Raw genomic sequence first — 17,699 nt, 5'->3', positions numbered from 1 at the left:
AATCTATTTAAATACTTCTTAAACTTTAGGGTCCTACCTTACACCTTATCCATCGCGGCACCTATCAATTCTTCACCGGCGACCATTTCGAAGGCCTTATCGATAACCGTGTCGTCATGCAGTGCCCTTACCAATATTTGGGCAACATCTTCTCTAGAAATTTCACCATGCTCTTCTAATCTATCCGCCGTTTTTATTTTGCCTGTACCCTTTTCGTTAGTCAAGGTTCCAGGTCTGACGATGGCATAGGTTAGTCCGCTTTTCTTTAAGTACTCATCGGCATTGTGTTTGGCTTTTAAATACTCTTGTAATCTATCAGATTCCTCCGGATGGCCAGCGCCTATCGAACTGAGCATTACGAATTTCTTTATGTTAGCCTTTTTAGATTCGTCAATGAGCTTTTTGGCACCTTCTTGGTCTACGCCTTCAAGGTTCTTACCCTTGGAACCGGCCGCGAAAATAACCTTGTCAATGCCTTTGGTAACATCGTTTAAATTCTTTTCAAGGTCTCCCAATCGCGAATCTACACCCTTACTTTTAAACCTTTCTGCTTGTTCTTCTTTACGAACCATTGCAATCGGTTTAAAATATTGCGACTCTTTTAAAAGAGAGATAACTTTTTGACCTGTCGTGCCGTGGGCACCTGCTACTAGTATATTTTCCATAATTTTTTTTATGTCATGAAATTAAGAAGGTAGAACCATTATGAATTGTGTTATTGGGTATATTCTTGATGGATAAAAAACATACTGTAGATAAAGGGTATGCTTTTTCGTTGGAAGTGATTAACTTAGGAAAACTAACTTTATAGTATGATTACAGATAAAGAAAAGGTATTTCTTGAGGAGAACGGATACCTTAATTTAGGTCAACTGCTGACAACAGACGAGGTTGCTGCTTTAAATTCTAGAATTAAAGAATTAATGGATGCGGAAGGCGAAAATGCCGGAAGTGAGCTTGCCGAATCAAAGTATATTCGGCACCCGAAGGAAGAAGGAGCTGATCGCTTGGCAGATTTAGTGAATAAAGGAGCACTTTTCGATATTTTTTACAGCCATGAAAAAGTTCTAGCAGCCATCTCGGTGGTACTCGGCAATGATTTTAAATTGTCTTCATTGAATTACAGAGCAGCCAAACCTGGGAAAGGACTACAAAAGTTACATGTAGATTATAAAAATGCAGTGGCGGAACAAGGTTATAAGGTTTGCAATTCAATCTGGTTGCTAGATGATTTTACCAACGATAACGGTGCTACGCGAATCGTGCCAGGTACACATAAATCAAGTCGGTTACCGGATGAGGTTTTGAGCGACCCGCTATTACCACATGAGAAACAAATTCTCATCAATGCACCGGCCGGTTCTGTAGTTATATTCAACTCACACGTCTGGCACGGTGGCACCACTAATAACACCTCTAAAACAAGAAGAAGCATCCATAGTTATTTCTGCACAATAGACCAACCACAGCAAATTGACCAGAAGAAGTATATTACCGAAGAAACCAGAAATCGGCTTAGTACTAAAGCTTTAAAAGTTTTGGATGTTTAGTTTGACTCATTCGTCAACCTCACTCTAATTTCCGTTTGATTGTTTTGCACTGTATATGCAGGAATACGCAATTCAAGCCTTTTTAGCCCTTCAATCGTTCGATCTACTTGTAGAGGCGGAGGGTCAAGAGATACGACTGAAAATGAAATATCAGGATGACTGAGGTTGTTCACAAATAATCGCTTTCCTTCCTGTTCGAGCATAACACCTGAGTCTAACTTTTTTATTTTGGCGGTCGTCATCATTTGCCAAGTTATTGATTGGGTAGAATCATTGATGACCAGTATATCTTCAACAAGAAGTGATGTTTCGTTCTCTTTGGTGAACTTTCTTTGTGCCGAATCAACTAATTTACCGAAGGCGGGGCCTAAATCAATTGTTGCCTCAGGCTTGTTACCATCGTTGTAACTTAGAAAATAAGCTTTTCCATCTACTTGATGTAGTTCATTATTAATGGTCAAGGTGCTGTGGCCAAAGTTGTTTTTCGTGAGCAACGTCCATCGCTGGCACTCCTGACAGCTATCCCAAAGTTTGAAACCTATCTTTTCTAGGTTATGATAATTTTGATTACCTGGATCAACCGACCATCTTACCCCGTCAAGTTCAAAAACAAACGAGCCTCCATCCATGTTACCATGATTAGTACTTCCATTTCCGCCTTTAGCCCCTAGATAAAATTGAGATGGTTGATCGGGTTTATTCCTTGCAATAAAAATCGGATTTTCACCATCACCTTTATAAACAAGAGGGGGCTCTAATAGATCACCTTCGCTAAATTGTGAGATCCAAACCAAAGAGACGGCAGCTAACCTGCTTAATTTTCCCATCTTATCCGCTGGCATTAGAAACCTTTCTTTTTCGAAGAATGCACCATTATTTGTTTTATTCGCAAACCAAGCCAATGTGAAATCTCCTTTATCACTTCTACTATCGCCACAATCGGCAAAATTGTAATACATATTGGAAGGTGCATTGCACATGGTTCTATAAATGGCACTTTGCATTAAGGGTTTATAGTTGGAAAGGCCAAAATCTGTTTGAAAAGCACTTTCAAACATAGCGGCTGTCGTAACGGTAAATGAGGTTCCGTAAGACCAGTAGGTAGAGCCTTCAGGATAAACCCCATCAGGGCCATACGCATACAATGCATTTGGTATGCTGTCGAGTGCTCGACTAATAGTATTCGATGCGAGTTGCGGGTTTACGTCTGCTGTTGTGATAGCTGCTGCCACCATGCCCCCATGGCAGACTTGGTTCCAATTGTTGCCTCCTCCTATCCACCAGTGTTTGCTTTTAAAACTAGGTTCCAGCCCCATTTCGATGAGTGCCTTTTTTGCAATTGCTACAGTAGATTCCGGAAGACCTTCTCCGGCCCAATCAACCGCTAGAGCAACAGCCAATGACATTTCTGCAACATCAAGAAAGTGTGAAGGGTTCCAATCGGAAAAACTACAAACTGCCAAAAGCTCATCATTAATTCTTTGCAAGGCCTTGTCGTCTTTATCAATTCTATAAACCATACTTAGCATATTCATTCGATAGAGCATCTCTCTTGAGATGTGCAATAACCTTCTTCCTTCCATCTCTCTGATGAGCAAAGGTTCATCATAAATCGAATTGGCATTTAGCTTGATGGCCTCATAGAGGTTTCGCACAACATCATTTGTAGCTATTTGCTTTCTAAGACGTTTCTCTATTTTACTATTTAAGACCAATTTTGGGCCTTGTTTTGGGAGCTTTTTACTTAGATACCTGACCGATATCGGATTTTCAAGACTAAAATCTTCTTTGGCAGGTTCATTTTGGGCCCACCCATAGTAACCTATTGAAACTAGTACTAGCAAGCTCACCCATTTTCTAGATCCTATGATTTTATCAAACATTCAATTGTTTTAAGATTGCTTAAAAATTAGACAGGCTACCAACCCGGATTTTGCCCTAAATTGGGGTTTTGAGAAATTTCGGATAAAGGTATGGGCCACAAATAGTGCTTGTTCTCATCAAATTGCGGGGTTTCCCAAGCTGAATCACCATAAGGGTCGATGTAAGTTTTTCCAGAATCCGGGTCTACTGCGGTTTTAACGGTAGCACCTTCATACCTCGCTTCAGCGGCAGCATCCCATAATATTCCTAAATCTTTCTGTCGAAAAAGGTCTCCCCGCTTCCATCTTATCAGGTCGTTATACCTAAATCCTTCCATAAATAATTCAACTCTTCTTTCTCTTCTAATTTCATTGATAAGTGGAGAAACACCACTACCAGCATATCGTGGGTCATCAGGTATATTGGTAAGTTCCAGATGCGGCATGCCAACCCTATCACGTAAGGCATTAATCGTTATATCGAGATCTGATTGACTAATTGTTCCCAGTTCAGCTACTGCCTCTGCATAGTTTAACAGTGCTTCGGCTAAACGAAGGGTGATGGCCGGGGTCCAAGAGGTATTGTACGAACGATAGGCAGCTTCTACTTCATACACTTTGATGATATGATAACCTGTTGAACTTTTTTCTCCGCCCACCATACCCGTTAACCGAGGATATTCGAAATCGGCACTATTGCCAAAGTTGTAATATTCCCTATCGTCAGGGTGTAAAATAGTTTGTCTTAATCTTGGATCACGGTTTTCAAATACGGTTTCTATACTTTCGTCACCCGCATACAATCCGGAAAGTGATATGGGTAGACCGTCAGTACAAAGATAATCTTCGACCATACTTTTGGTCGCTCCCCCATTGTAGCCGCGCCAATAAGACATTACATGATTGGTAAATTGACCTGGATCATATTTTCTCCATAAGATTACCTCTGGGTTTCCGTCAAGGTCCAGTTGCCTGTGAAACGCATTGTAATCATGCTCTGTGTCACCGGTAGTATATAAAGAATACGGACCATTATCAATAAGTTCTTTGGCAGCTTCAGACGCTTCGGTCAACCACATTTCAACATTGCTTCCACCATGATATTTTTGCCAAGTACCTTCGTAGAGGCATATACGCGACTTCAGTAATAAAGCGGCCCAGCGATTAAGTCTACCATGATTACCGCCATCGCCCCATGATTCGGGTAAGTTTTGAGTGGCAAAATTTAAATCTTCAAGTACGTTTGCCATGACCTCATTTCGTGGGGTTCTGGCGCTGAATAGCTCTTCAGATGCAGTACTCAATTCCGTATCGATCCATGTGATATCTCCGAATTTGGAAACCTTATCCGCATAGAACCATGCTCTAAAAAGGCGGGCCTCACCTCTATATATATCTTTAATTTCTTCCGAAACGTTGGCCAAATCATAATTCTGCAAACCTATGTTTAAGGAGCGAATAAAGTTCCAGCCCTTGTATCCGTACAATTGCGCATTATCAGGTACGGTGTGTATTCCTGCCCGTAAAGTTCTGTAGCGGTCATGTCTATTATGCTGGGCCACTATATTGTCAGATGCTTCATCTAAGTACCATATACTTATGTTGTTGCTATCAAAACCATCGTCATGGGCCATCATAATAGGTACATTATCATCATTTCTAGCCAAGTCGTAAAAATTGTTGTTATATACCTGTAAGTCGCTCTCTGTGTTCCAAAAGGTAGCGTCACTGACATTGTCAAGAGGAACACGCTCAAGGAAATCGTCGTTGCAGCCAACAAAAATGATAATGGTAGCTAACCACAGTACGTTTATTTTATTGATATTTTTCATAATGAGGTTTTACTGATATTAGAAGGATGCATTGATGCCAAATGTGAATATTCTCTGTAGATAGTATTCTTGCGTAACCGTAAAAACGGATTCGGGGTCGAGAGGCTTGTGCATTTTGGTATATTCCCACACATTCTGGCCGGCCAAAAATAGTTGAAATTTGCTCATGCCTAAATTGTCGAGAACGGTGGAAGGAAGGTCATAACTCAATGTGATGTTCTTAAGCCGTATATAGGCCGCATTTTGAACATACCTTGACTGAGGTACAATATTTCTCTTGTTCGATGTACCGACCAATGGCGCGGCAAAATAAGCATCACGGTTATCAGGGCTCCACGATTCGGTCAGATAGTACTTTTCGGTTACTCCTGAGTTGTTGGGGTAAAAAGCGTTCCAGTTACCATTACCAGGAAGATAATCTCTAAATAACCCTTGAAAAAATAGGTCTAATGACCAGTTTTTAAATTTAACATCGGGGTTGATACCAAAAGAGTACCGAGCTGTCGTGTTACCAATTACCCTTCTATCTCCTGGGTCGCTCAAGGTATTACTACCGCTATCAATCTTACCGTCACCGTTCAGATCGGCATACTGCATATCACCTACCATAAAATTGGGATCAATGAATGCCTGATCGGGTGCAGCGTCAAGAGAGGCTTGGTCTTGAAAAACTCCTACAGTCTCATACCCCCATATCTCTCCTATCTTCTGACCGACATAATATTCTGAAAGCGCCCCGGAAGGGTTTTCGTATTTCGTGATTTCAGATTGACTATCGGCCAACGCCAAGTTCAATCCCCATCTGCCATTTTCTCCAAAACTATCTCTCCATGTAACAGATAGCTCCCAACCTTCATTTCTTAAATCTGCCGCATTTGTGGCAGGAGCAGATGTGCCCAATAGACCAGGGTAGTCGACTGACATCAACATATCTTTTGTATCACGAATATAATAGTCGGCCGTGATGGCTAGTTTATTTTTGAAGAGGGCCAAATCAACACCGATATTTTTACTAACCACGGTCTCCCAAGTTAAACTAGGGCTCACAAGACCACCCGGACTAACATAAGGCGTTCTTCCTGAGCTCAAAATATAAGGGGAGGTATTTGAGTTTAGACTGGTTATATATGGATAAAAAATGTCGTTTCCATTACTATCTTCTACTGATTGGTTACCCAATGCACCCCAAGACCCCCTGATTTTAAATTGGTCGAGCCATCCCGTAGCACCTTGCATAAACGGTTCTTCCGAGATGTTCCATCCAACTGAAAAAGATGGGAAAAATCCGAATCTATCTTCTTTCGGAAATCTTGAGGTTCCATCATATCGTCCGTTAGCCTCAAAGAGGTACCTATCCTTAAAAATATAGTTGACCCTATAAAATCCACCTCTTAGTGAAATATCACTTTCATTGCCATTAGTGGTCTGTGCGCCAGTAGTCGCACTAATGTTAGTTATCAAAGGTGTAATTAGGGTTTGAGCTCTTGAAGAGAAAAATCTTCGATGCCCCCATTCCTGATTAAAACCGACCATTAGTTTTAAAAAATGATCTTTTTCAGTTTGATCGGCATTAAATTCATACTCTGCGTAAGAATTGAGAACATAATATTCGTTGCGATTATTAGATTCGAGAATATAGTCATTACCACTTAAGCCATTGGTTATGAAAGGGTCGGCATTCAAATCGGTACTTACTACCTCTATCTTGCTTGCAACTTCCTTATCGTTTCTATTGAAGGTGTTGTATGAAAAATCACCCCTGATTTTGAGGCCCGTAGCAGGGGTCAATGTCAAACCTTGGGTCAACCACGTATCGCCTGTTACAAATGTGTCTCTCCCACCATCTTCTAAGTATGGAAAAAATATAGTTCCACCGAAATATTTGCCGATGTATTGTTCGTAATCTGCACGATCACCAGGTGTTTGATAATATGGCAAATCTGGAAATTGTACAGGTGTAACCGCATTTACCCTTGCCACGGAATTGATGTTAACATCCCAATTATAGAAGTGTGGTTTATCGCTATTTTGTGCATTGAAAACAACTTTAGAATCTAAACTCATCCAATCGTTCACATTGTATTCTGTTTTCATCAAAACATTGTAGCGTTTGAATTTTTCGTTCTTATCGCTATTTTTTATATAGCCGTCTTTGCTTAGGTAGCCAAAAGAAACGTAGTAGGAAGCTTTCTCTGTCGCACCGCTTATACTGAAATCATACGTCTTTTGAGGAGCGAAATCAGCGATGGCCTTACTATTGTAATCATTATAGCCATAGTATCTAAGGTTGCCGTTAATTACGCCCCACTCATTTTCAGGTATCGGATTTTGAGAATACCTAAGAGTGCCGGCTTCATAATCCTCATCATATCTTGGCTGACCACTGGTTCTTATTTGAGCCTCGTTTAAATAGGTAACCAAATCATATGGGTCGGTGACCGGGTCAATATTGAAAATGGGTTTTGCATACGATTGTTGTGTGCTAAAGTTGATGCTAGTCTTGCCTACGCGACCCTTTTTTGTTTCTACCAAGATGACCCCGAAGGCACCTCTGGCTCCATAAACGGCAGCAGCAGAAGCATCTTTAAGTACAGAAACGCTCTTAATATCGTTAGGATTGATTCTTTCCAAATCCATAGGTACCCCGTCAACCAATACCAATGGGCTACCTCCGTTAATCGATTCGAAACCTCTAATATTGAAATCGGCACCTTGGGTGGGATCACCGTTTCGTATGGAAACATTTAAGTTAGGAACAACTCCCTGTAAGCCTTGCCCTGCTGAGGTAATAGGTCTGTTTTCTAGTCTTTCGGCATCAGCTATACCTACAGAGCCCGTTAAGTTTTTCTTCTTTTGAGTTCCGTATCCCACAACCACAACCTCCTCCAATTGACCGGCGTCGATAGATAGGCTTGCATCCACCGTTGAATTTCCACTTACTGGAAGTTCAGTGGTCTTATACCCTATATAACTGAAAACCAAAATATCGTTTGCGGAAGCTTGAATTACATAGTTTCCGTCAAAGTCGGAGACTGTACCCGTATTCGTTCCTTTTACTACAATCGTTGCCCCTGGCAAGGGTATCCCATCAGAATCTGTTACAGTACCTGTCACTTCTGATTGAAAAGCATAAGTCGCTTTTAAGAGAGCACGGTATGGTGTCGAACCTACCGCTCCTACTTCTGAAATTACTGTCAGGAAAAGTAATGCAAATAACCATGACATTCTCGAAGTATTACTTCGCAAAAGGTTTTTCATTTTTTCGGTTTTGGTGATTATTAAGAGTATAACTGCGTACGAATCATCTCTCATTTTTAGGAGAGATGACAAAATGTTTAATCGATTACACTACTATCGGGGGTTCTTACAGTTTACAATAGCGAAAACGATTTCGCACAAACTGATGTTTCGAATATATAAATAATTTCGTTTGAAATTATAATTATGATAATTTTTAAATACTTTTTTTAAAAAGAATTAAAAGAACTGGAATTGCTCTAATAATTTACCCTACTTGATATGGGATAGGACATCCAAAAAAACGTAAACAGGGAAAGAAGTGTTTTGTAATATTATTATTGATTATCATCTCTTTTTCAAAAATACCAAAAGGTATGATGGTTTCCATAATCTGTCAGTCAGACTTATACCATGGTTAAAGTACAACACATTTATATAAAAAGAAAACGGCTGAATACCCAGCCGTTTTCTTTTTAATTGTTATTTAAAATTTTGCCGATTAACTATTTATTCAAGCGTTTCTCAATCTTGCGCTTGATAACGGTTAATCGCTTCATAAGGTCCATAAGGGCCTCGTCTTTTGTTTTTTTATAGATTTCGTTGATGGAAAGAATTAGTTCTTTGGCCTCACGAGATGCGTTAATTCTATCACTAGTGGTCATGCCAGACCATTTTCTGTTTTCAAAATCTGCGGCTCTATTAAGCAAGTCCATATTGTATCAATTTAGTAAAAAACACCTTAAAAAAGTGTTGTTGGCAACTGATTTGCAAGTTACAAATAGAGTTTTTTCTGCATAAATGGTTTAACAAATGTTTAAATATTAAGATTATAAAATTGTTGATTTGAGGTTCCTGAAAACGATGAAGAGATAGGGTGGGATTATACGATTGGTCGAAAAAAATGTGAGAACCCCGAAGTAAAATTTATCGAATGTACATAATTCGTAGATTTGGTAGTATTCTGGCTATCAACTGAACAAAAAAAGTTAAGATGGAGTTTAGGAGTTTCAAATGGATTGTTATCGGTTCTTTAATACTAGGAATATGTGCATGTTCCAGTGATAATGCAAGTGATCCAGAACCAACTCCAAACCCTGAGTCGCCAACACCGGAACCGGAGCCAGAAAACCCATTATTGGAGGTAAACGCAATTCCTCCTTCGACACAACGCCCCGGGGACCCAGAGATAGGTTATCAGTATTTGATTTCAGGAGAATATATGAGCTCCGGAGTGCCCTATTCTGCTTATATCAACGGATATGGAGAAGATAATAGAAATCTTCTAAACAGAATTGGAGATAATAGCAAACTACCCCATGATTTCACCGCTGCCACAGCATCTAATGGGGTTCGTATCGTTTCACCCAATTGTATGTCTTGCCACTCAGGTTTTCTAGACGATAAGCTGATTGTAGGTTTGGGCAACCATAGTGCTGATTTTACGATGAACAGAGCGGATGATATCGCTTTAGTGAGTACCGGAATTTCATTTGTTTATGGTCAAAATAGTGATGAATGGGATGCCTATGACCAATTTAGAAAGGGAATTATGGCTATCGGTCCGGCAACGGTGACGGATGTAGTAGGTGTGAATCCCGCAGACCGGATTACTCAGGTTTTGATTTCCCATAGGGATAAAAATACTTTGGAGTGGTCTGATGAGCCGTTGATAGCTTTAGATGATGAGGTGATCCCCACAGATGTGCCAGCTTGGTGGCTTTTAAGGAAAAAAAACGCCATGTTCTACCACGCCTTGGGCCGAAAAGATTTTTGCAAATCATTTATTGGTTCTTCGTTATTGACGTTGACCGAAATGGATAAGGCTGTAGAGGTAGATTCAAAAATGCCAGATGTTCTGGCTTACATCGAGAGTTTAGAACCACCTGTTTATCCTTATTCTATAAATACAAATTTGACCCAGCAAGGCAAATTGGTCTTCGAAGAACACTGTGTAAAATGCCATGGTAGTTACGGCGAAGATGAATCGTATCCAAATCTACTGGTAGCTTTGGCGACTATCGGTACAGACCCTGCCCTTTCAGATAGGTATTCTGAAAATTCAGCACTGAACGATTATTTTTTCGACTGGTTCAACACCGGTTGGTTCGGCAGTGGCGATAATGCCTTGATGCTTATGGCAGAAGGCGGTTACATTGCGCCTCCGCTGGATGGTGTTTGGGCTACGGCTCCTTATTTTCATAATGGTTCGGTACCCACTATTGCAGATGTTCTAAATAGTACCGAAAGGCCAAAATATTGGAAGCGTAGTTTTGAATCGACTGATTACGATTCGGATAACCTTGGATGGAACTACTCCGAAGAGAGTGGGAATACGGACAAATACACTTATGACACAACGCTTAAAGGTTATGGCAATGAAGGCCATACTTTTGGAGATATTCTTACCGATTCTGAACGAGAGGCCTTGCTCGAGTATTTGAAAACCTTATGACAAAAAAATCGCTTTGATCAAGCGAGCTTTAAACAGTCTTTGTACTTAACATCCAGAAAGTTAAAAATTTTATAAATAAAAGGTTAGGTAGCAATTGTGTGTAACAAGCTATGGCTTTGGTCGTCTCTTTTGTATAAGTCAATCAAAAAATATTATAGTCATGAAAAGTTTACATCCTCATTTAAAAAGGCCTCGGGTTTATTACACAATTGGTTTCGGTTGGAATACCGATTATTGGTATGATAAGAAGACAACGAAACCAATAAAAAAGGACTAATCAGGTCATCAAAAAAAAAATCATCAATCACAATCATCATTTAAAACGAATCATCATGAAAGCATCATCAAGAAAAACTGTTACAGAATCAAAAACATTTAATTATTTCTCCAGTTTAAGAAATAGTAAAAGAGTTCAATGGGCAGAGTATCGTAACTATAACCGATAGAAAAATAACCTATTAAAACAAACAGGCCCTGCTAAATCTAGCAGGGCCCGTTTATTTATAAATCTGGTATTTATTAATCTTTTAACGAGATTTCTTCTTCCGTACCATCAGGGTAAGTAAGCATTGCTATATCATCGCAAGTACTGTCACCAAAGTCAACTGAGACCTCAAGCCCGTTTTTGCTCAAGGCCATAACTCCTTCACCAAAATACTCACATCCGAACTTAATTTCCATTAAATCGGTGATGTCAACGATATAGGTGTTTCCATCAGATTTTAATATCCATTCCCCATCTAAGGTAACGGCACCGTCACTAAAATCTTCACCAAATACGATGGCCATTGTTTTTTCGCCTTCCTCTGAAACTTCGGAACCATCGGCTAGAACAATTTCCATTTTGCTATCAACGGTCCAACTGATTGATTGACTTTCCTCAGAACTGTTGACCTTAAAACTTCTGGTACCATCAATAGACGTATTGCCTACTATCAGTTGGTCATAAGTTATTACAAAAGCATATGAATCGTTATCGCCACCATATGCTACACTTAAAACGCCATCTAGAACTTCACCGCCATCTTCAATACTACAGCTATCGAAGGTTAAGGTAAAGCCCGTTTCGGAATACTCAGCAACATAGCACGTTTCTTCAGTTTTTGCAGTTGTGCCCGATTGTTCATTGTCATAAAGCTCAGAAACCAATTGGTCGGCTACACTGGCAACGTTATCAGTTTCGATTATTGTCTTTAATTCTGTTTGAGACACTTTAGCGTCTTCGGTGTATTCTAAATCATTATTTCCGTCATCGCTACAGCTGAAAAGGATAAGAGCAAAGGCAGAAAGGCCCAGAAATCTTCTGGTGTTCGCAATTAAGTAACACATATTCAAAAATTTAGGTTTATGCTCTATGAACGGAAGCATATGAGGTTTAGTGTTTTTATGAGCCTATATTGGACGAAATGCACTTTTCATGCAGTCTATGCCATTTAATTATAGGGTTTTTCTTATAGTTATAGTCGAGCTCAATTCAAGGCAAGCTAAATATCATAATCTAATAATTCAGTTGAAGATAGATTTGCAACTATGACAATTCTTTCTTTAATTTAAAATCGTATACGATGTTTAATTGAAGTTATGACATATATTGTTAATCATAGAGATAAGGTAAGGGAGCATTTACTGAAGGAAATGCAAAAGGGCCGTTTGCAACCAGGACAGAATATAAATTTGGCCGCTGTCGCAAGAGTCTTGGGAATAAGTGTAACACCTATTCGAGAAGCCCTAACCCAACTACAACAGGCGCATATTGTGAAAGCAATAAAAAACAGAGGTTTTGTAATTGCGAAGGTAAGTACTGAAGAAGCCAAAAACCTTTATGAACTAGTAGCCCACTTAGAGGTATTGGCCCTTGAAGAATCGCAGTTTAACGAAAAGGATATTCTTAGGCTTAAGAAGCAAAGAAATATCATTGCCGATGCAGAGACTGCTATCGATCGAGTACACTCCTATATGGAGTTTCACCGACTGTTAACACAGAACTATAAAAATGAAGTTTTTCAACAAATTCTTAAAGATTTAAAAACACGTATTTTCTTTTATGAAAGGGCATTTATGTCAAACGATTCGTTTCATTATAACTCTAACGATCAGCATGATGCCATCATTTCAGCTATCGAAGATGACAATATACCTTCGGCAGCTTTGGTGTTAAAAATGAACTGGATGATGATTCAGAGTTATATTGCCAAACAATTAGTGGTTTTGTAAACGTTGGCAAACCCCCTGCCCATGTAGTTTCAGGTATAACAACTCATGGCTTTTCGATTAAGTAATCACAAATTTTTCGTAAAGTGTTACAATTAATCGAAAACCTAGTCTAATTTTACCTCGAATTTGAGTGGTACATCGAAAAGTGAACAACAAAGTAGAGTACAGCTCGTTAGGTTAGATGTCATTTAAAAACATGGTTATGGGTTACTTATCTCCACAAATCGAAGTTTTGGCCAAAAAGAAAAAAAAAGAAGCAAATTCTTTAATTAAAAAAGAATACTCTTGCGGAATTTTTCAAGATTATGGCCATGCTGAAGTTGAGCCTAGTCAGAAAATAGGCTAACACTTAGTGATTCATTACGTTCAGGCTTTCTTGATGATTAGTCTGCATGTATAATGCTATCCATAATTTGCCTGAGCTCCGAAGGAAGGTTGTTCTCCCCAAATTCGGCAGTATAGATGTCTTGCCCCTCAGTGAAAAGAAATGAATACTTCTGCCCGTCTCGAATGGGAGAATTTTTGCTATTCGAGGTTTTCAACAAATCCAGCAGCTTCTCTTTCTGAATTTCATTCAAATGCCTCTCCCCTTCATAAAACTTAGGTATTCCCGTGAAACCACCTGATATTTCAATCTTATATTTCATTACACAACGATTGGGGTTAAACCGACTGATGAAAAACTTTTTGATATAGCGTCTACCGATTGCTCATTGACCCTTCCTTCGCTGGATAAATTCTGGGCAACACTAATCAGGGTTTCAACCATATCATTAAAATTGGCAGTTCGCCAAAGTGATTTGAGCGTTTCGAACCAAATAAGGGCGCAGTCATCGATACCTATTTCTAAACAACTCAAATAAAAGGCCTTATTCGGTATACCTGAATTGATATGCACCCCTTGATTGTCGGCCGTACCACTATAGTAATTATCCATATGGTCGGGTTGAGTATCAAAGTCATTGGCCGTACCTGGGGCTTTCATTGATCTTATGGCTATACCGGGAAATTCTTCAGTAACCACCAAATCACCGATCAACCAATCAGCATCCTCAATATCTTGATCCAAATACTTTTGCTTGATAACTGTGCCGAATACATCTGAAAAATGTTCGTTTAGAGCACCCGATTGTCCGTAGTATTCCAAATTGGCCAAAAATTGGGTAACGCCATGGGCAATCTCGTGTGCTACGACATCAATTGCTCCGGCGAAATTGGTGAATTCTTTGCCATCTCCATCTCCATAGGTCATTTCGTCTCCATCCCAATAGGCATTATTATAGTTTTCGCCATAATGTATGTTTGAGATGATGTCTATACCGTTTCCATCAACGGAATTAAGTCCGAAAGTCTGTTGAAAATAATCGCGAACAAAACCCGATCCGTCATAAGCCAGATTGGCCACTTCATCATCAGTTGGTTGGTCGCCCTCGTTCATTACCAGTTCTACCCGTTGCTGATATTTATTTTGACAATCATAGACAAGGCGATTTGCTGCTCCATCTTCCTGTTCTCGAACCAATAAATGGTTCAGCGCGGTTTGTCTACGCTCTAAAATGCGGCCAGTGTCGTTTAAAGTTCTTTTACAGCTTTTATTTCCTCTTTTGGCAAGTTCCTCCAATATGTGGGGTGGCACAATAAAACATTTCTCTTGGCACATGATGTATGATTTAGGGTAATCGTACTACAATTTCGACTCTTTTTAAAAAGCGGACAAATAAATGTCGTTAACCCTTTGCTAAATATTTAACAAGCTTGAGTTTTTTTAGACAAGAGGAAATTCAATCTTTTGGAAAGAGACTGTTATCTAGACCAGGAATAAGGCCAAGTGCATTCTTGTAGTATACCTTTTTCAAGACTTCATCGGGCAGGTTCAGGCCGTACATAGCCCAAAAAGCATGATACTTTTTGTAATATGGAAAATACTCATCATCGCTCTCTAAAACCCTGAAATAGGTAGGAAACTCCTTAGGTTGCCAGCTATCTTTACCGAAAAGTATTCGGTCTTGGTACTTAATGAAAAACGCACGGGCGTTTTGTGGTTGTCTGCCCAGCTCGGCAATAACGGCCGCTATGCCTACGTACATATTAGGAATGTCATCTAAAAGACCTCCTAGTTTTTGAAGGTCGTTGGCATACCAACCCATGTGGGCATTAATAAACTTTGTCTTTGGGTGCTTTTTGAACATTCGATGTTGTTCATCTATAATTTGTTGCCAAGGGGCAGGGTCAGAATCGGTTCGCATTCTCCTTGGGTGTGTTTTTAATTCTAGCCAGCGTTCATTATCGCTTGTCATCGGATCCCAAAAAGATTTGGGGTCGGCAGAATGTATAAGAACAGGTATTCCCAATTCGCCGCACATACTCCAAATAGGGTCAAGACGGGTATCATCGACGGAAACTCGATTGCCATTGGTATCATTGTAACGAAGACCGAGACTTTTAAAAATTTTTAAGCCTTTTGCACCATTTTTCACATCGTTTTCCAGTTGTGTCACAGCTCGTTCAGTCCATCCTTCTTTACCAATTCCATCAAAATTGATGTTGGCAAAAAGGACAAATCTGTTAGGGAATGTTTTATCAATATTGTTTTGGCTTTCCTTTAATCCTTCACCATTCCCGCCACTTAAATTGACCATAATGGCCTCGTTCAGACGGTCCATATCTGCTGCAAGCTCCAATAGCCGTTGTTCAGACATATTTCTTTGATGACTGTGGATGTCTATAAAAGGGTACTTGGCTTGTTCAATTTTATGTTCGGGAACTATGAGTGTCGACTTGGGGTTGTAATCTTCAAAACCCATTTCTTGACTGATGCCGATTGCCGTGGTGAGAAGTAATACTAAGCTGGTAGTGAAGGTTTTTGTCATCTATAATTTATTTTCCAACAGGTTTCGGTACTCTTCTTTGGTATCAATATCAATGGACTTTTTTCCCAACTTTACGGTAGCCACTTCCTTCATATTCAGTTCGATAATGGTCTGCGCACCTGCCCTTGCGCCCAATTTGGACAATTGTGAATAGTATGATTTACTAAAAATTGCGGGTACTCCTGCTCTTTTTTCATACTCGGAAGCAATTATCGACTCGGATACGCTTTTAAATTTAGTAATTAATTTATTGAGGTGCTCATAATCTACCAAGGGCTGATCGGCCAGCATAAAAAGAATTCCGTATACCTCTCCTGTGTTGTTCAAAAGATGATTTACAGCTACCGCAATTGAGCTTCCCATTCCATTTTCCCAATCAGGATTGATTACGAACTCTACTTCTGCACTTTTATGTGCCTCTTCTATGAGTTGTGCATTGGCACCCAAAACCAATACTATTTTTTGTGCATCGGATTTTTTTGCCTGTTCGATGGCGTTTCCGAGTAATGTAGTATGGTTATAGGGAAGCAGTTGTTTTGGTTCGCCCATTCTTGATGATGAGCCCGCGGCCAATATAACGATGACAATATGCTCAAGGCTATCGCTCATTAACTATGTATTCTACCTGATTTGTTCTTCAACATCATCGGTTTTTTATCTCGCACAACTGAAAGTATTTCCGATAAAATGGATACTGCGATTTCTTGAGCACTTTCAGCCCCAATGTTCAGTCCCGCAGGGCCGTAAATAGCGTCAAAGAATTCGTCGCTAACTTCTGGGTAGTACTCCATAAACTCGTCCAACAATCGCTCCCTACGATTGGCCGGACCTAACAGCCCGAGATAGATAGGGCGGGTTTCTTTAATTGCCAAAAGGTATTTTAAATCACGTACATAGCTGTGAGTCATAAGAACGACTGCTGTTTGGTCATCAATATTCTCTAAAGACAGCATTTCCGGTTCGACCGTCATGAACTTATCGGCCCCGGGAAAATCGTCTTTACTCTTTTGTTCGGAAGCCGAGGCGATTATAGTGACTTCCCAGCCAGTCAAACCAGCATAGGAACACAATTGTACGGCATCGTGTTCAGCTCCTATAATGATCAATTTGAAACAGGGATTCATTGTTTGCTCGAATGTATCTTTGTTTTCATTCATTTTGAAATTCGGCCTTAAGCCCATAAACTCATTTTCAAAAACAAAAGAAGAACCGAACGCATTGTTTTCTCTCTCTTCCTTATCAAAGGCTGCCCTGATTATAAAACTTCTTCGTGCAATTAGAAAATCGTCGAAAGTCGCAAGGGTTTCATTGCTTGGTATAAAGGGCTCAATCAAAATGTAGAGTACACCCTCGCAACCCAGACGGTATCGACCGTCGTAGGTCATCATTTTCGGGATACCACTTTCAAATACCGTTTGTGCCTGTCTCAAAATTTCTTTTTCTACGCAACCCCCACTCACGGCTCCGATCATTTGGCCGGTTCGGGTAATAAGCATTCGAACGCCTGGCCGCCGGTAAGAAGAACCGTCTAATGCAACTACAGTTGCCAAAACGCATTCGCTGTTGGCTTCTTTAGCCATTTTATAGGCATTCACTATCGTTTTTAGCTCATGTGTCATGCGTAAAATTGATTTCATTAATGACCAAACCTCAAAAAGTATATTCATTACCATTTAGGT

The 17,699-nt window shown here is 39.9% G+C and carries 15 protein-coding genes; 4 read left to right on the top strand and 11 right to left on the bottom strand.

Features of this window, described 5'->3' with window-relative positions:
• Window positions 1–38: 38 nt before the first annotated feature.
• Entirely contained in the window at window positions 39–665 is a 627-nt protein-coding gene (locus D1013_RS12285) for an SDR family oxidoreductase (protein ID WP_121849108.1), read from the bottom strand.
• A 147-nt stretch (window positions 666–812) separates the two neighbouring features.
• Here D1013_RS12285 and D1013_RS12280 point away from each other — a divergent pair, with 147 nt between their 5' ends.
• On the top strand, window positions 813–1,550 hold the full coding sequence (locus tag D1013_RS12280) for a phytanoyl-CoA dioxygenase family protein (protein WP_121849107.1): 738 nt from the start codon (window positions 813–815) through the stop codon (window positions 1,548–1,550).
• Here the strand turns inward: D1013_RS12280 and D1013_RS12275 are convergent.
• The 4 genes from D1013_RS12275 to D1013_RS12260 form a co-directional block, all read right to left on the bottom strand.
• A complete protein-coding gene (locus tag D1013_RS12275) occupies window positions 1,547–3,433 on the bottom strand; it encodes a heparinase II/III domain-containing protein (RefSeq protein WP_121849106.1) in 1,887 nt (628 codons plus the stop codon). The two genes, D1013_RS12280 and D1013_RS12275, sit on opposite strands and share 4 nt — an antisense overlap.
• Window positions 3,434–3,468: 35 nt before the next feature.
• Window positions 3,469–5,244, bottom strand: a complete 1,776-nt coding sequence (locus D1013_RS12270; protein WP_121849105.1) for a RagB/SusD family nutrient uptake outer membrane protein — start codon at window positions 5,242–5,244, stop codon at window positions 3,469–3,471.
• A gap of 18 nt (window positions 5,245–5,262) precedes the next feature.
• A complete protein-coding gene (locus D1013_RS12265; protein WP_205601245.1) occupies window positions 5,263–8,502 on the bottom strand; it encodes a SusC/RagA family TonB-linked outer membrane protein in 3,240 nt (1,079 codons plus the stop codon).
• Between the two features lie 485 nt (window positions 8,503–8,987).
• On the bottom strand, window positions 8,988–9,197 hold the full coding sequence (locus D1013_RS12260; protein ID WP_121849104.1) for a hypothetical protein: 210 nt from the start codon (window positions 9,195–9,197) through the stop codon (window positions 8,988–8,990).
• Window positions 9,198–9,475: 278 nt separating this feature from the next.
• Here D1013_RS12260 and D1013_RS12255 point away from each other — a divergent pair, with 278 nt between their 5' ends.
• Window positions 9,476–10,936, top strand: a complete 1,461-nt coding sequence (locus tag D1013_RS12255; protein WP_121849103.1) for a c-type cytochrome — start codon at window positions 9,476–9,478, stop codon at window positions 10,934–10,936.
• 519 nt (window positions 10,937–11,455) lie between these two features.
• On the opposite strand, the gene D1013_RS12250 is transcribed toward D1013_RS12255, so the two are convergent.
• Window positions 11,456–12,265 (bottom strand): hypothetical protein, encoded by an 810-nt coding sequence (locus D1013_RS12250; RefSeq protein ID WP_121849102.1) that lies wholly within the window; start codon window positions 12,263–12,265, stop codon window positions 11,456–11,458.
• A 252-nt stretch (window positions 12,266–12,517) separates the two neighbouring features.
• Here D1013_RS12250 and D1013_RS12245 point away from each other — a divergent pair, with 252 nt between their 5' ends.
• Window positions 12,518–13,150 (top strand): GntR family transcriptional regulator, encoded by a 633-nt coding sequence (locus D1013_RS12245; RefSeq protein ID WP_121849101.1) that lies wholly within the window; start codon window positions 12,518–12,520, stop codon window positions 13,148–13,150.
• A gap of 202 nt (window positions 13,151–13,352) precedes the next feature.
• Window positions 13,353–13,496, top strand: coding sequence for a hypothetical protein (locus D1013_RS20385; protein ID WP_162987896.1), 144 nt, complete (start codon window positions 13,353–13,355; stop codon window positions 13,494–13,496).
• 37 nt (window positions 13,497–13,533) lie between these two features.
• On the opposite strand, the gene D1013_RS12240 is transcribed toward D1013_RS20385, so the two are convergent.
• The 5 genes from D1013_RS12240 to D1013_RS12220 all read right to left on the bottom strand — a co-directional run bounded on the left by D1013_RS12240 (window position 13,534) and on the right by D1013_RS12220 (window position 17,687).
• Window positions 13,534–13,797 (bottom strand): hypothetical protein, encoded by a 264-nt coding sequence (locus D1013_RS12240; protein ID WP_121849100.1) that lies wholly within the window; start codon window positions 13,795–13,797, stop codon window positions 13,534–13,536.
• On the bottom strand, window positions 13,797–14,810 hold the full coding sequence (locus D1013_RS12235; protein ID WP_121849099.1) for a M4 family metallopeptidase: 1,014 nt from the start codon (window positions 14,808–14,810) through the stop codon (window positions 13,797–13,799). Before D1013_RS12235 ends, D1013_RS12240 begins: the two co-directional genes overlap by 1 nt.
• Before the next feature lie 121 nt (window positions 14,811–14,931).
• The gene (locus D1013_RS12230; RefSeq protein WP_121849098.1) at window positions 14,932–16,020 is read right to left on the bottom strand and encodes an amidohydrolase family protein; all 1,089 of its coding nucleotides are present in this window, start codon (window positions 16,018–16,020) and stop codon (window positions 14,932–14,934) included.
• On the bottom strand, window positions 16,021–16,629 hold the full coding sequence (locus D1013_RS12225) for a nucleotidyltransferase family protein (protein WP_121849097.1): 609 nt from the start codon (window positions 16,627–16,629) through the stop codon (window positions 16,021–16,023).
• On the bottom strand, window positions 16,629–17,687 hold the full coding sequence (locus D1013_RS12220) for an XdhC family protein (RefSeq protein ID WP_317125472.1): 1,059 nt from the start codon (window positions 17,685–17,687) through the stop codon (window positions 16,629–16,631). Before D1013_RS12220 ends, D1013_RS12225 begins: the two co-directional genes overlap by 1 nt.
• Between the last annotated feature and the right edge of the window lie 12 nt (window positions 17,688–17,699).

Source organism: Euzebyella marina (genome assembly GCF_003687485.1).
Taxonomy (GTDB): Bacteria; Bacteroidota; Bacteroidia; order Flavobacteriales; family Flavobacteriaceae; genus Euzebyella; species Euzebyella marina.
The sequence above is the reverse complement of the archived record's forward strand: the minus strand, read 5'-3'. Positions and strand labels throughout refer to the sequence as shown.